The organism is Alicyclobacillus fastidiosus (assembly GCF_026651875.1).
Classification (GTDB): Bacteria; Bacillota; Bacilli; order Alicyclobacillales; family Alicyclobacillaceae; genus Alicyclobacillus; species Alicyclobacillus fastidiosus.
In genome coordinates this window covers 2066583-2082461 of the sequence record NZ_CP104067.1, presented here as the reverse complement: position 1 = coordinate 2082461, position 15879 = coordinate 2066583, and the positions used below count along the sequence as shown (strand labels likewise).

Below are 15879 nucleotides of genomic sequence, written 5' to 3'. Positions count from 1 at the left end.
AAAGATACAAATCTTGGACGAGCCCAAATTACTCCAATGCTAAAAAGACGTGGCCTAAAGGATCGGAAACGCCTTAGCGCGTTCCCTTTCAAGCGATGGTGTCGGCGCCTGACTCGCGCCAACGAAAAAGTTCCTCCTCGGCCATCTGCAATGACTGAGGAGGAGCTCCCGCTCAAATGAAGAGATCTGATTCGTAAACCTTGCGCAGGTACTCGGTCGACTCCGCGTTTAGTTGCGAAAAGTCCTTCAACGACTGCTTAACATCCCCGATTTGCGAGAAATTGCCGTTCTCTACATCACTCAAGAACCGCTGCACTCGCATCAGATGGTTCATCCCAGAGTCGGCTGCCTGACTCGCATGAACCACCGCGGCATCTAGCTTGGTCTTGAGGAAGTCGGTGACATCGACGGTGTAATTCGCCTCTTCGGGTTGAAACAAGTACACTTCTGCAGGTGCGTGACCCGTCAAACCAGCCCCCATGTGTTCGGGGAAATACCAGACACATCGCCCCAAGTAAGCCGCCTCTGTCACGACAAATCCCGTGGACTGGTGATCCGAATGAAAATCGTACTTTTTCCACGGATCAAACGTGATGACCACGTCCGGCCGATACGTTCGAATCACCTTAAATGCCCGTTCCTTATAGTCTGGTGCGTTCCATAGGCCGCCGTCCTCGTACCCCAGCCAGACGAGTTCGTGAATACCCAGTATTTCCGCAGCCTTTCGCATTTCCACTTTGCGTTGGGCTGCCAATTGTTCAGGTTTCACCTCGGGATTTTGTGTTCCCCTGTTTCCTTCTGTGGCGATAACCATGGTAATGTGATTATTTGCAGCGGACAGTTTCGCAATCGTCCCGGAACAGTAGGCTTCATCATCTGGATGCGCAACAAATAGGAGAATGTTCTTACCCGTGATAGTCATTGCATTACACCTCGTCAAAGTGGATTCCGCGCTGTCTTGTCAATGGAGGTCCTAGTGAGTGACCACCGAAATGTCTTGAAGCGGATCTAGATGAACAGGATTCATGTAAAATCCTTTGACCCAAGGCTGGACAACCGCATATTGAACTGGATAGTAGAGTGGTGCCAACGCTGCGTCGGCCAGAGCCTGATTTTGTATCTTCTGATACAACGCGATGCGAGCCGGACCTTGTGCCATATTCGCGGCCTGATCTAACTCCTTGTTCACAGTCGGATTATCGTAGAATGAAAAGTTGATACTGGGTATGTTGCGCTTATTCAGGAAGCTATCGAGAAAATCATATGGGTCCGGAAAATCTTGAGACCAGATCTCGTACACTAAGGGTTCTTTTCCAGACTGTGCGAGCGGGCTGTAGGCGCTCAAGGTAACCGGCTTGATGGCCGTTTTAATCCCCACCGCATCCAAGTCGGCCTGAATCGACTCCACGAGCTTGACGGTCGACTCGTCGTTCGGCGTCAAGATTTCCGTGCTAAACCCATTTTTATATCCCGCTTCACGAAGCAGCTCCTTGGCCTTTTGGGGGTTGTATGCGTACTTTAAACTGCTCGGCAAATTCGACTCGTACCCTGGCATGTTTGGCGGAAGAATTTGATATGCCTCGGTGGCGCGACCATTTTGGAGTTGCACGAGCTGTTGTCGATTGATAGCGTAGTTGACCGCTTGCCGCACAAGCTTATTTTTAAATGGACCTAATTGATTGTTGATGTTCAAATATCCAAGCGTATTTAAGGGCTCTTTATAGAAATCCCCCTTGTACTTAGGATTTTTCATCATCGAAATAAAGTCCTGTGAATCGATATTTTGGTTGTAGTCGATAAAGGCGGTCGTCCCTTGCTCAAAACGCATCGCGGAGATGGTTTCGTTCGATTGGATCGAAATATCCACCTCATCGAGCTTCGGTGTATTCGGAATGAAATAATGTGGATTCTTGACGAGCGTCAGCATCTGTCCCTGTTTGTACGACTTCAGTTCAAACGGTCCAGTGCCCATTGGTTTAAAGGCAAACGCGGCATTCCCGACGGAGTTGATGTACTTCATATCGACCGCTGAAAAGAATTCCTGTGCGAGCACCTGCAAGAAGAATGGCTCAGGCTTGGTCAATTTGATGACTAGGGTGTCGTCGTTCGGTGCCGACAGGCCACTCACGTCTTTGGCTTGACCGTTGTGGTACGCGGTCGACCCCTCGATAATCGGATCAATAAATCCTTCCCCAGGAGAATTCACGCGCTTACTCAAGACGCGTTCAAATTCGTCGATAAAGCTCTGAGCTGTTACCGAGTCTCCATTCCAAAACTTCACACCCTTTGCAAGGTGAAACGTGTAAGTCTTCCCATCCGGAGAAATATCCCAACTCGTCGCCAAATCCGGCGCGATGGTACTCGTTCCTGGCTTGTATGTGACGAGTTGGTCATACATTTGAAACACGATTTCATCATCGTACAGCGTGTAGGCGATGGCCGGATCTAACGTGCTGATTTCGTCCGGTTCATCGATGACGATTTTCCCACCCGATACCGCACCTGTGCTCGTCGTCTTGGTTGTATTGTTTGGCTGTGTAGCACAACCACTTAAAGTCCCCAGTGAAATGACGAGTGAGCTAGCAGCGGCTACAAAGAATCTCCTCTTCACAACTCCGCCCCCTTCGGATGCTATATCTAAATGTTCTGTGCTTAAAACTGACAATACCTGGCCGTCATTGTGAAAGCCGAGTATTGCTAGGCATTATATCGATTATCGCCGATAAATGAAAGAATTGTTTGTATAGAATGACAATTCGTTCAAATCAGCTCGATAGCCGCACGAAGAAAGAAGTTGACGCGCGTTATCCGGATTGAATAATCGACAGCGGATGGGAGGATTCGATTCGAAAACGGCATGGAGAGGATGTCTAGAAAAAAGGGTTCCGGTTTGGTCAGGTGAATGACCAAGGTGTATTTGTCAGGCGTACTGACGCCGCGAATCGACCACCTTTTGTGCGTTGCATAATCGGTCGCTCCCACCACAACAGACTCCAAATATGCACTCCCGGAGGAGACGACCCCACCTTTTCCGAGAACGCGTTCAGACTCGACTACAAACGACTGGGCCGTCACCGGGTCCCCTTTGGAAAACTCGGCGTTGTCCCCACCGCAGTACGCCATTTTGGGAGTTCTTCCGTCGCTGTGTGACGCTTGGGACCGAGGTAGACTGTCCGTTCTAGCCTCAGTCCCGCCGTTTCTTAATTTCTTTCTAACTGCTTGAGCTTGCGCTCATAATACCGCCAAACCCACTCCTCATTAAACGTCTGCCCGAGATCCGGCAGCTCTGCGATGTCTTCCTCCGAAATCGCCCGGGCCTCTCGGCCTGTCTGTGCGACTTGCAAAGTGACCTTCGCGAGCGTATTGAAATTCAGTGCCCGCACCACCGCATCTTCAACAGAACGGCCGGTGACAGTGATCCCGTGCCCACGCATGACGCAGACGTCTTTGTCCCCCATCGCGTCGATGAACGGTTTCGCCAAATCTGGACGCGTGACTAGATACGAGTGCCCAAACACAGGAATTCCCTCCAGCGCCAACCGCATGGCGGGGATGTTAAAAGAGCCGAAGATCGGCCGAAATTCGAGCTCCGCGATGCCACAGATCAGCGCCTCTGGTGGATGGGCGTGCACGACACAAGTCACATCGGGCCGAGCTTTATATATTTCGGAGTGGATAGGGAGCTCCTTAGGCACGTGGTACCCGTGTTTCGCACCTCCCCCCTCGAATGTCACCCGCTGAATCGCGTCCGATTGTGTATAGGCCACTCCACATTCATACGGTCCGCGGCAACGAATCAACATTTCATCCGTATCTGGGACGCGGACGCTGACATGTCCGAGAATTTCATCGACCAATCCTTCCATTGCGAGAATCCGGCAAGCTACCGCCAATTTTTCGCACATAGACGCTTCATTCAGCACTTAATTGACCTCCCTGTTTCGAGTGAATCCATCTGTCCATTAAAATGCAGTAACCCGATCTAGTGGGCCATCTCTACGCGCTTTCTCCTCATCATACGTCCACACCTTCCGCACGATGCTCGGAGACCAGGTGGTTGTGGTGTGGAAGTCAGACTCCCAATCAGTCCGTTATGCCCGGCCAGATGCATATCTTGCAAAAATGGTTTGTTCGTGGCGATGACGGCGACGCCAATTTTGTCGATCACGCCGATGATCCACATCACCGCCAGCGTCGTGGTGATGTGCGACCAGCGGATTGTCGTACGTCTAATTGCGATGTTTTGTGCGGGCTCTACGAGACCGACTTGCGGATTCGCCACACGATTTCCTCCCCTCTACGAACCGAGATTGTATGCGTTTACAAACGAGATTATGGCGGCGGACTAGCGAAACAACAATTGCGTTGTTGCACAATGTGCAACAACGACGAACAATTTGTTATAGTGCCCTTTATTTGAGCCTCGAGCGTACCAGCTTTTTATCGTTTGGTAGAAAGAACGTAATGATGGCTGCAATGATCGGTAATATGGCAATGAAATCCAGCACTGTTGAGACGGCGTAATGGTCTGCTATCCATCCCATCAAAGTGGCTCCGATTCCACCTGCTCCAACACCGAAACCAATCATTAACCCCGAGGCTAAACCGATGTTGTTTGGCAGCATCATCTGGCCGTAAACGACTGTCACCGCGAAGGATGACAGGATGAAAAACCCAAAGAAGAACAAGTCAACACCAGCATTGAGACCATGCATGGTGGGCAACAACCAAGCGAAGGGGATGGTTAGAATCATCGATCCCATTAGCAACCATTTGCGTCCGATTCTGTCCGAAATGGTTCCTCCGATGAGTGTACCTATTGCCCCTGCGAAAAGGAACACAAAGGTCATCATATCTCCTGTGCCCAGTGGAATGTGTTGTTCCAAGTAATAGAACGGCAAAAAACTCACTATTCCAATTTGAGCCCACGAGCGGATAGCCACGACGAGGACGAGTAGAATAATCCCGACACGGCTGTGTTTCCCTTCTGCGACGGCTTTTTTTGCTTCGCCTTTCTGTAATTGCTGTTTATATCGCGGGAGTACCCACCAAGTGAGCAGAAAGGCAAGGATGGCAGCAATCAGAAACCACAACAATCCGTGTAAGCCCAAAGTAATGATAAAAAGTGGCATCATTAAGGGGCCAACTGCCTGACCTAAGTTTCCTCCTACTTGAAAAATTGACTGCGTCAATCCTCTGTTCTCCCCTGCGGCGAGATTCGTCGCGCGTGAGGCTTCTGGGTGAAAAGCACCCGATCCGAATCCGGATAGGGCAATGCATACCATCAGTAATGCATAATTTGGGACAATCCCGCTTATCGCCAGACCGAAACAGGTACAGAAAACTCCAATGGGTAGAAGCCAAACAAACGGATGCCGATCCGTGATCAAACCAGAAATGGGCTGAATGATGGAAGAAGTGATGTACGATACTAAAACGATTAAGGTTGTCTCTATATAGGAAAGGTGAAAGGCTGCTTTATACAATGGCAACAAGGCGGGAACAAGTCCTGTGGTCATCAAGTCATTTAAAACGTGAGCACCAGACAGTTTCCACACACTACTCTCTGGCAAGTGAAAATCCTTCAATAAAGGACGCCGCTTTGTATTTGAGGATGAACTCATTCATAATTCTCCTATTCAGGTGATATTCACACCTTATACTGTATGAGTTTTCCCTGACCTAACTCTGAGTTATACAGGATTCGATTGTTTGCGGGTGGTTTTCCCATTGTGCTTGCATAGTGGGATGAGGCCTTATTGCTGGGGACCATTGAGGATTGCCTTGGGTCGAAGGGGAAGAGACTGGAACGTACGAGTGATTCGTTGTACTTCTATACTCTCCTTTCTCATAGCGCCGCACAGGTAGCCAATCACGCTACCTGTGCGACAACTCATGTTCAGTAAGCTACATGATACGGCTTTGGGGGTAGTCCATATTTCAACTTAATTGCGATTGAAGACGACCAGCTTCATTTCCGTCATTTCCTCGACCGCATATTTGATTCCTTCGCGTCCCACACCGCTTTCCTTGACCCCGCCGTATGGCATGTTGTCGACGCGGAAAGTTGGAATATCGTTAATCATCACCCCGCCGACATGCAATTTTTCGGCAGCATCCAGCGCCGTATGAACGTTCTCGGTGTAGATGCCAGCTTGCAAACCGTAGCGAGAATCATTTACAAGTCCAATGGCCTCTTCGACAGACGAGATTTTGTTGATGAGTACAATTGGTGCAAACACCTCTTGGCATGAAACCTTCATGTGCGGTTTCGCGTTCAAAATCACGGTCGGATGAAGGATGTTCCCCTCTGCCTTGCCACCTATCGCCACCTTCGCTCCGTACTGTTTGGCCTCTTCAATCCAGTTTAAAGTGCGGTCTACGTCTGCAGAGGAGATCAAAGCGGACACGTCTGTTTTCGGATCGAGCGGATCGCCGATATTCAATTTCTCCGTTTCAGCAACCAATCTTTCCACAAACACGTCGTAAAGGGTTTCGTGAACGTAGATGCGCTGCAAGGAGATACAGACTTGACCTTGAAACGAAAACGCGCCGTTTACACACCGCGGTATGATTTTGTCGATGTTCACGCCTTCATCGACGATGACCGCTGCATTGGAACCAAGTTCTAGGGTGACGCGTTTTAATCCAGCCTTATTCCGGATCCCGATTCCAACCTCCGGGCTACCCGTAAAGGTAACCATTTTGATGCGCGGATCCGTGACGAGCTTGTCACCAACGGTTCGTCCGCCACCGGTCACCACGTTGAATGCACCAGCAGGAATCCCGGCCTCCTGCAACAGTTCCGCAAGAAAATAAGCGCAAAGTGGGGTCTGGGAAGCGGGCTTTAGGACCACCGTATTTCCTGAGGCAATGGCGGGTCCGACCTTGTGTGCGACCAGGTTCATCGGGAAATTAAATGGTGTGATCGCACCGATGACACCGAGTGGCTCGCGCACCACATAAGCAACTCTGCCTTCCCCCCCTGGCGCCGCGTCAAGGCGCAGGGTTTCGCCGTGGATGCGTTTCGCTTCTTCCGCCGCAAATCGATACGTTAAAATGGTGCGGTTCACTTCGGCAAGTGCAGTGGTGATTGGTTTGGCCGCTTCCAACGCAATCACGGACGCTGCTTCCTCTTTGCGTTGCTCGAAGAGGTCAGCCAATTTTGCCAAAATACTTGCGCGTTTGTGGGCAGGCATCATGGCCATAACTTTGCTTGCACCATTGGCCGCTTCAATGGCGGCTTCAACTTCCTCATCGTTCGCCACTGGGATTTCTGCGATAGATTCACCACTAAACGGGGATACCAGCGTTGTATACTGTTTCGCTTCCAACCATTCTCCATTGATGAAAAGACGTTTCTTCATTACGTGCCCTCCTGTGTGGGTAGTGTGATAGATTACAGCCGATTCGTGATAGATACACCCTTCTCTGCCCGCAGCTTAACGTGTTCGATCACTCGTTCAGTCACTTCTTTGAGATTCGCAGTGCCGCCTAAATCGGCGGTCTTCACGTTGTCGTCCAGGGTATCCTCCATGGCTCCTAGGACGATCTCACCGAGATCCTCATGACCCAGGAAGTCGAGCATGAGTTTACTGGTCCAAATTTGGCCGAGCGGATTCGCGATCCCCTTCCCAGCGATATCCGGCGCCGATCCATGTACGGGCTCGAACATCGACGGATAGGTGCGCTCGACGTTGAGATTGGCAGCCGGTGCGATGCCAATGCTGCCCATGATGGCGCCACCGAGATCGGTCAAAATATCGCCAAATAGGTTGGATGCGACAACGACATCAAGCACATGGGGCTTCATCACAAAGAAGGCTGCGAGCGCGTCGATGTGGTTGCTTGCCGCCTGTATGTCCGGATACAACTGACTCACCTCGCGGAACACGTCATCCCAGAAAGGCATACTATATGCGATCCCGTTCGACTTCGTCGCACTCGTCACATGGCCACGGCGCTTGGCTGCTTGAGTGAATGCGTAGCGCATGGCGCGTTCCGATGCTTTACGCGTGAATACGGCGGACTGAATGGCCATTTCTTCACCATTCCGGTGCACCCGCCCGCCGACTTCGGCATACTCGCCTTCCGAATTCTCTCGTACCACGAGGATGTCAAAGTCCTGGGGCGCCGCGAGCGGTGACTTCATCCCATGTAGAAGTTTGGCAGGCCGCACGTTGATGGTCTGTTCCAGTTCGCGGCGGATTTTGAGGAGGAGGCCGCTGAGAGAAACGTGATCGGGTACGAGACCTGGCATTCCAACCGCCCCAAGGAAGATTTGATGGAAGGACTTTAGCGTGTCGATTCCATCTTGGGGCATCATGGTTCCGTGCTGTAAGTAGTACTCACACCCCCAAGGAAAGTGAGTCCAGTCAAATCGAATGCCGCCGTGGATCTCTGCGACCGTGTCCAGGACTTGAATCGCTGCGGGGACGACCTCAATGCCGATCCCATCCCCCGGAATGACTGCAATCGAATATAAGTTCATTCGGATACCTACCTTTCTGTTTGCGTGGATTCTATGACGTCCATCGGGCTGCGGGAGGAGAATTTATGAATCTCCTGAATTTCACCAGTTGCAAGTAGTTTCGCTTTCATTGCAAAGTAATAAATGACAGCAGGAAGTATTAAAGCGATAATCCAGGCGATATCTGCATGGTTGAGTGCTTTCGAGATGGGTCCTTCATAGACACCGGCCACGTTCATAAACGGAATTTGGGCAGCGACGGTCACGAGATACGAACCGATGCAAATCCAATTGAAGCGCCCATACTTCCCGTTAACATCAAAAATGTCCTTAATGCTGTAATTCCCCCTGCGCAGGAGGTAGAAATCAACAAGATTGATCGCACTCCAAGGCACCATGATGTACTGCAGCATGAGGAGGAAGTCATTCATGATGGTGATCAGACTTCCTTGGCCGACAATGCCGATATAAGTGGAGACAGCATCGATAATGGCTAACATGACAAACCGTTTGGTCGGCGTGACTTTCATTTTCGTAAACGGCTCAATCGTGGTGACGGTGGCCATAAATGCACAGTAGAGATTCAGAACATTGACTCCGAGAATCCCGAGAACGACGACCAAGTAAAGAATCGGCGCAAGCGTCGGACCGACCATTTGCGCAAGGAATCCGGTGGGGTTATCTCCGAATTTCGCGGATGCCGCAATCAGTACCACACCGAGAATCATGGGCCATGCTGTGCCAAGGACGCCGCCAGCGTACGTCCAGGTAAAGGTCGCTGTCGACGAGGTGTTTCTTGGCAGGTATCGCGAGTAGTCAGCAACATACGGTGCATAAGTCAATAGCCAGGTGGTACAAATGCTCAGTGCCATGAGAAATGGACCATATTTGAATCCGCTTACAGACCAACTGTGAGACGGAAGAGGCAGCCGAAAAGCCTCCACTGTGATGAGGATAAAGAAGAGGGCAAAGACAATCGCAAAGTATTTCTCAATGGCATGAATCAAATCGTAGCCGAAGGTTGTGACAATGAGTGTGACACCATTGAGGACAATCATCGCCAACCACACTGGCACCCCATGAAGCGCACTGTGAATAGCTTGTGCACCGAGGAGTCCACTATAGTAGACCGATCCGATGTACATGACCATGACGAGAACGAGCGGCAAAATGGCACCAACGACGCCAAACTGTGCCCTACTTTGAATCATCTGCGGAATGCCAAGTTTCGGCCCCTGCGCAGAGTGGGTGGCCATGAACAGGCCACCAATGATATTGCCGATGATCACTGCCGCCAGTGCCCAGAAAATGTTCAGTCCAAGCGAGACGACAACAGCCCCTGTCATGACTGGGGTGAGCTGCATGTTCGCACTGAACCAGATATTGAACAGGTCTCGGGCCTTGCCATGTCGTTCCGCATCCGGGATATAATCGATACTGCGCTGTTCGACCCTCATCTAAACGCCTCCTTTAATTAGGACTCAGTGAAATGCGGTGACTACAGCCTAGCGCCGTGGACTGTACTACTTCAGGACGGTGCGGACGAGATTGTGAAAGTGACGTAGACCGTGCTCAGTCGGCGACAACAGGCCTTGCTTGAACGCGCTTGACCCAAGCCCAATCTGCTGCAACTCCACGATATCCACATCTTCATCGGCCACTTGTTTCGCAAACGCAATCAGTTGTTTCTGCTCCTCCGTCGGCTCCTCTCCGTGTACATAGACGGAGTAGATGCCGAGCGTCGTTTCATGATCGACAGGGATCATCTGAATCGACCGGAAATTCCCAGGCCCTGGATAAATCGTGAACATTACGTTTGGCCACAGCCAGTAGAAGCGCCCCTCCTGGACTTCGGCATCATTGAAGTCCTGACGGCTGGCCTTCACTTGGGACCCCTGAATATTGCACTTGTCCGCGTTAATGATCTGATACTTCGTCATATCGAGCGTGGCGACGAAGCTGGGATGAGCAATCGGGCAGTGATCGCATTCCAGATAGTTGTCAATGAAGGTCTTCCAGTTGCATTTGATGATGCGCTGTTCCGTGCTATACAAGTTCAAATCGTTGAGAAAGTGGAATTGACCCAAATCAGCGAAGAAATCTGCAAACTCTTTCGCAAGTGGTACCGGGTCCTCACTCAGGTTGACGAACACGAGTGACTGCTCGATAGACACGTGGACTGGTCTTAAGCAGTAGTCGTCCCCGCAAAAACCGGGTGCTTTCCTAAAGTTAGGGGCCTGGTGCAGCTTCCCATTCAGCTGGAACGTCCAGCCGTGATAACAACATTGCAGAATCTTCTTCGATCCCGCACTGTCCTGAACCAACTTTGTCCCCCGATGTGGGCACACGTTATAGAACGCGCGGATCTCATTGTCGTGATCACGCACAACGAGAATTGGCTCGTTCCCAATCGTACACGCGATGTAATCCCCTGGGTTCTTGAGTCGTGCAACGTGGCCAACATACTGCCAAGACTTCGTGAAAATCTTTTCATACTCCATACGCAACACCATTGGATCCACATACAACGCGTACGGCAGCGTCATGTCAACGTTTTCATCCTGGAATGCACTGACTTCTGGTCTGCTGAGCTCTACATTCATGTGTACGGTCCCCTCTCACTATTGGAACTTGTTAATAGTCTGTTTTACTTAAACTCAAGCAAATTTCATGCCAACATCATACCGATGTGTCCGAATTAGAGAGAAAACAGCTTGTGCACAGGCAATATCTCGCTGGATCAGCCATCGAAATTTTATTTTTTAGGGGACCAATCACTCGCCTCACCGGGGCTCAACAGAGATAAGTTTGCAATCATTCTGAATCAAATGTGAATCAATGGTTCAGTTTTAGAACCAATTGTGGTTCAAAAGGTGATAGAATTTTGAGAAATCAGCTCCCGCACTCTAACATAAAAGAGGTGAAGTCCCAATGGAGATGAGCAATCTGTTCAACGTTCTCAATACGCTTGATACCCCGCTTTTAATTGTCCAACTCGAAGGCAAATTAGAATGGGCCAACCAGGCAGCTAAGATGAGCGTGCTCGCCAACTTCCGTACCGATGCGAATGGAACGAACACGAACGATCCCACCCGAATCAATGTGGACAGCTTTCCTGACATACCTCCCGGTGATTCAACCGAAGCCGCCGCAGCCCCAATCTCCGAGGCAAGGGGTGCGGAATTAGTGCTGCCAGAGGGATTCTCCTACATTCTACACAAGGAAATCTTCGGACCCAACCGGTTACTCATCGAGTGCTTGCGGCTTCCCGAAGGTCCGGACGAAAACCATATCTGGGCGCTTCAACAGGAGAAAAGTGATCTCGCGGAACTGATTGATTCCTCTCTGGATGAGTGGTACATCACGGATGGCGAAGGAATTACCCTGCAGGTCAACGATCAAGTCGAGCAGATGTACGGTCCCTTAGTCGGCGGCCTCGTCGGGAAGTCCATCTTCGATCTCGAACGTCAACGAATCTTCTATCCCTCCGTCACCGCCATGGTGTTGCGACATCGCAAGCAGCAGACAGTACTACAGAACACTATCGACGGGCGGCGTCTGATTTCTACCGGGAATGCCATCTTTAATGCGGACGGATCGATAAAACGAGTGATATCCTACGCGAAAGATGTGTCAGAATTGGAACTCCTCACATTGAATGGCCGGCCCATGCTTCCGCCTGAGAGCACGGTAGCACCGTCAGAGCAACCGGCCCCATTCGTCTCCAACAGTCCTGCAATGCGGCGATGTTTGGATCGCGCGCTCCGGGTTGCACGGACAAATGCGTCCGTTATCTTGCTTGGAGAAACAGGAGTCGGCAAAAATCGCGTGGCAAAATACATCCATCAAATCAGTCAATGGTCGAAGGGACCGTGGGTTGAAATAAACTGCGCATCCATCCCAGAGTCACTCCTTGAGAGTGAACTGTTCGGGTATGAGCGGGGATCCTTCACCGGTGCACGACGAGAGGGCAAACCTGGGAAGGTAGAACTCGCACAAGGGGGAACGCTGTTTTTGAATGAAATCGGGGAACTGCCCCTTAATTTACAGGGCAAACTGCTTGATTTACTACAGGAACATCGTATTGAGCGAATCGGCGCGACTTCCCCTACCTACGTGGATACTCGTATCATCACCGCGACCAACCGCAACTTGCGCGAGATGGTGTCACAAGGCACTTTTCGCGCGGATCTATTCTACCGCCTCAACGTAATCCCGATTGAAATTCCGCCGCTCAGGCAGAGGATCGAAGATATCACTCCGCTTTGCGAGGTCTATCTCGCGCAATTCACAAATAAACACAATCTAGGAGAACACGTGCTGGATGGGGCCGCCCTGGAGCTCTTGCGCAAATATGAGTGGCCAGGTAACATCCGTGAGTTGGAAAACATCATAGAGTATGTAGCAATCACAGTGGACGACGTCATCATTCAGACACACCATTTACCCCCAGAGGTAATCGCTGCATCAGCAAGGCCACGGTGTGAACACGCCACACTTTCCGATGACTGGAAACACCACCTGCGCACATCGGAGCGGGAAATCTACGCAGCCGCCCTGGCGAAATGCTCTAGCACGCGTGAGGTCGCGGCACTTCTCGGCGTCAGCCAGTCCACCGTGGTACGCAAGTTGAAGCAGCATGGGCTACGGTAATATGAGCGCCATCCACGCGCATCGAGGCGAATGAAGTGGACTAGCGAGTAACGAGACTCAATCATGGAGGGAAATTTTATGCAGAGGGCGATTGAACTCGAATACAATGGACGGATATTACGCGGGATGGAACATGTGCCTGATGGTGCGACGCACCCCCTACCTGCGGTCGTGTTGTATCACGGATTCGCAGCGACGTGTGTCGAGCCACACCGCTTGTTCGTCAAGATTTGCCGGGCCCTAGAGTCCGTCGGCGTAGCGAGTTTTCGATTTGATTTTTCCGGCAGTGGCGAGAGCGATGGGAACTTCGAGGAAATGACGGTTAGCGGCGAAATTTCCGAAGCACACGCCATTTTTGACTGGGTTCAGGCGGATCCACGCCTAGATCCAACGCATATTTCTGTAGTAGGCCTTAGCATGGGCGGCCTCGTGGCGAGTCAAGTGGCTGGGGCACGTCCAAAGGATATCCGTCGGCTCGTACTACTGGCGCCCGGCGGTGGCAAAATTCGCGATATCGTATTGGGCTTACTCACCGACAGCGGCACGGACATCACCAAGGAAGCCCCGTACTATGACTACCTCGGGAATTTGGTGAGCCATGCCTGCCTGGATGATTTATCGACAATCGACGTGTATCGTCGCGCAAGCCACTACACAGGGCCCGTTCTCATTATCCATGGGACCGAGGACGCAGTGGTACCTGTAGAGGCAGCGATAGGCTATCAAGAACGGGCATATAACGGCCGAGCTATGGTTCACTTGATGGAAGGCGCCGATCACACCTTCGACAAGCGTGAATGGGAAGCTGCGTTGATAGACCAACTGGTGAGATATGTGTGTGACCATCCGTAAGTCCGTAAGTTAGGAACGCGATGGGGGCTTATTCGACAGTTCACGAAGGCGGATTTGAACAATTTTGCTTTTATCTAATCCAGCATCGGTTATATGTATAAGACCTCCTCGGTAGATCCGGAGGTCTTTTATGTGTGCATCCGATCATTGGTGATTAGGGTACAGTCTTAACCGACAGTTGTCCCCTATTGCAATGTGTTAGAGCTTCTCGAACATGCGTTAAAGAGATCGAAGGCCTGTTTTTCGCCTCGAAGTGGATATAAATAAGACGCGGTATTCAAGTAGCCAGTGGTTATGCAACACTGTAACTCGGATATTGTGTTTACGTAATACAAACTCCGTTTAAGACGGATGGCGTGGCTCCCAATAAGCTCCTTACCAAGAGTGCTCGCCACGTTTTATCGCTCAGAGTTAATATCCTGTTCCATAAGGAACTAACAGAATGAATAAGACGAAGATGATCAAGAAAACGACAGCCCAAGCGGTGTAACTTCCAAAGCAACCATTCATGTTATCACCCCCTTTACTGAATCTTATGGGGCGAAGCAACTTCGCGCGACGGATACTTAACCAATCTCTCCTTGAATTTATAAACAGTGCTTCTGATTTAGTGGCATCAGATGCAACTTTGGGGGCAATGAGAGTATCGATCCGTAGATGAAGATCACCCTTACGATATCACGGCAAAGCGGACGTGATCACATTAGGAGTCGTAGACGCTTTCGGGACCCGCGAAGCATCTGAAATTCGCAAGTCCCTCGCCCTAGTTAAATTTCGCCTCGCTATTTTATCGTTCGTTACCTGTGGTACCGCTGTAAGTGTGTGTATGTGGTGTCCTACCGTCCACCGTTGTTATGCCACTAAAATAATGAATGTGCCCTCCACTCGGGAGAGGAATCGCCGGCCCTGTTCGACCACTAATACGATGGCGATGTCCGTCATTAAGGGTTGTAATAGTTGAATAAAGGTGTGTATGCGGGACGCCGCTCGGGGCGGGTTGGGTAAAACCGGAATAAGCATGACGATGCCCTACATTAAGTGTGGTAATACCACAAAAGCCATGGGTATGAAGTGGCCTTCCGTCCCATGTAATCAGATAAATTTCATGGGAATGAGTATCGGACTCCGAATGGTCAGGTTCGTACACAAGTCCATAGACCTTTTGCTCATCATCCATTTGTTATCCTCCCTGAGTAAGAGGCAAGGGAATTATAGCCCCATCCCCTTCTGCATACTGGACAATTAATATCCGCTGGTTGCTGGAACAATCAAAATGAATAAAACGAAAATGATGAGAAATACGACAGCCCATTGTGTGTATCCGCCAAAGGTACCGTACAACGGTCTATCCACCCCCCTCACTTGTGTCCTTAAGCTATAAAATTCACTTGTGGATTCAAATGCAGGGGCTAATGATACATTGTAAATGCCTCATATGTTTTGACCACGAGTTTGGTGAATACATGACAGCCATCCGCTTCAAATCGCCTGCCTTGTCCATAACGTGGTGAAGAAGAAGGTGAATAGAATGGCAGTTAGCAATCTTTGCAAGGAATTTAAGTAAAAGATATAGGAAGTAAATGTATTTCAAATGGGGGGAGTAGCTGGATTCAATACATATTACTCTGTACATATGAACTTAGACGTTTAAGCTCAGATCCTCTTTCGGTGTGTCAGTGTATTTATGAGTTTGCTATGAGGGTGCAGAAGAATTACAAACGAAATCTTGCGATCCGTATATTGTCGCCGTGCGACGTGCATACGCGTGTTAATAAACACCATTGACACACGCATGCCTACTATGAGATAGTTTGTCTGACTTTACAGTAAGATCCTTTAATTCAGTCCCGTGAGGCTGACAAGGATGTCCGGGTATAGCTTATTTACTGCGGCACGAGTGTGCC

Annotated in this window: 13 protein-coding genes; 2 read left to right on the top strand and 11 right to left on the bottom strand. The window is 50.3% G+C overall.

Annotated elements, in window-relative coordinates; translation table 11 throughout:
• Nucleotides 1-172: 172 nt before the first annotated feature.
• From NZD89_RS10320 to NZD89_RS10275, 10 genes are all read right to left on the bottom strand, one after another.
• Complete coding sequence (locus NZD89_RS10320) at nucleotides 173-922, bottom strand: PIG-L deacetylase family protein (protein WP_268007636.1); 750 nt, start codon at nucleotides 920-922, stop codon at nucleotides 173-175.
• A 51-nt stretch (nucleotides 923-973) separates the two neighbouring features.
• A complete protein-coding gene (locus NZD89_RS10315; protein ID WP_268007635.1) occupies nucleotides 974-2611 on the bottom strand; it encodes an ABC transporter substrate-binding protein in 1638 nt (545 codons plus the stop codon).
• 149 nt (nucleotides 2612-2760) lie between these two features.
• Nucleotides 2761-3123: an ABC transporter substrate-binding protein gene (locus tag NZD89_RS10310; protein ID WP_268007633.1), complete on the bottom strand. Its 363-nt coding sequence runs from the start codon at nucleotides 3121-3123 to the stop codon at nucleotides 2761-2763.
• Nucleotides 3124-3200: 77 nt separating this feature from the next.
• Entirely contained in the window at nucleotides 3201-3923 is a 723-nt protein-coding gene (phtC, locus tag NZD89_RS10305) for a 3,4-dihydroxyphthalate decarboxylase (protein ID WP_268007632.1), read from the bottom strand.
• A 59-nt stretch (nucleotides 3924-3982) separates the two neighbouring features.
• Nucleotides 3983-4282, bottom strand: a complete 300-nt coding sequence (locus NZD89_RS10300; RefSeq protein ID WP_268007631.1) for a hypothetical protein — start codon at nucleotides 4280-4282, stop codon at nucleotides 3983-3985.
• Between the two features lie 130 nt (nucleotides 4283-4412).
• On the bottom strand, nucleotides 4413-5624 hold the full coding sequence (locus NZD89_RS10295) for an MFS transporter (protein ID WP_268007630.1): 1212 nt from the start codon (nucleotides 5622-5624) through the stop codon (nucleotides 4413-4415).
• 321 nt (nucleotides 5625-5945) lie between these two features.
• Complete coding sequence (locus tag NZD89_RS10290) at nucleotides 5946-7367, bottom strand: aldehyde dehydrogenase family protein (RefSeq protein ID WP_268007628.1); 1422 nt, start codon at nucleotides 7365-7367, stop codon at nucleotides 5946-5948.
• Nucleotides 7368-7399: 32 nt separating this feature from the next.
• The gene (locus NZD89_RS10285) at nucleotides 7400-8491 is read right to left on the bottom strand and encodes a tartrate dehydrogenase (RefSeq protein ID WP_268007626.1); all 1092 of its coding nucleotides are present in this window, start codon (nucleotides 8489-8491) and stop codon (nucleotides 7400-7402) included.
• A gap of 8 nt (nucleotides 8492-8499) precedes the next feature.
• A complete protein-coding gene (locus NZD89_RS10280) occupies nucleotides 8500-9927 on the bottom strand; it encodes a purine-cytosine permease family protein (RefSeq protein WP_268007624.1) in 1428 nt (475 codons plus the stop codon).
• Between the two features lie 66 nt (nucleotides 9928-9993).
• Nucleotides 9994-11073, bottom strand: coding sequence for an aromatic ring-hydroxylating oxygenase subunit alpha (locus NZD89_RS10275; RefSeq protein ID WP_268007622.1), 1080 nt, complete (start codon nucleotides 11071-11073; stop codon nucleotides 9994-9996).
• Between the two features lie 328 nt (nucleotides 11074-11401).
• Here NZD89_RS10275 and NZD89_RS10270 point away from each other — a divergent pair, with 328 nt between their 5' ends.
• Nucleotides 11402-13123, top strand: a complete 1722-nt coding sequence (locus NZD89_RS10270) for a sigma-54 interaction domain-containing protein (RefSeq protein WP_268007620.1) — start codon at nucleotides 11402-11404, stop codon at nucleotides 13121-13123.
• 78 nt (nucleotides 13124-13201) lie between these two features.
• A complete protein-coding gene (locus tag NZD89_RS10265) occupies nucleotides 13202-13975 on the top strand; it encodes an alpha/beta hydrolase (RefSeq protein ID WP_268007619.1) in 774 nt (257 codons plus the stop codon).
• A gap of 787 nt (nucleotides 13976-14762) precedes the next feature.
• On the opposite strand, the gene NZD89_RS10260 is transcribed toward NZD89_RS10265, so the two are convergent.
• Nucleotides 14763-15152, bottom strand: a complete 390-nt coding sequence (locus tag NZD89_RS10260; protein WP_268007618.1) for a YmaF family protein — start codon at nucleotides 15150-15152, stop codon at nucleotides 14763-14765.
• Nucleotides 15153-15879: the final 727 nt, after the last annotated feature.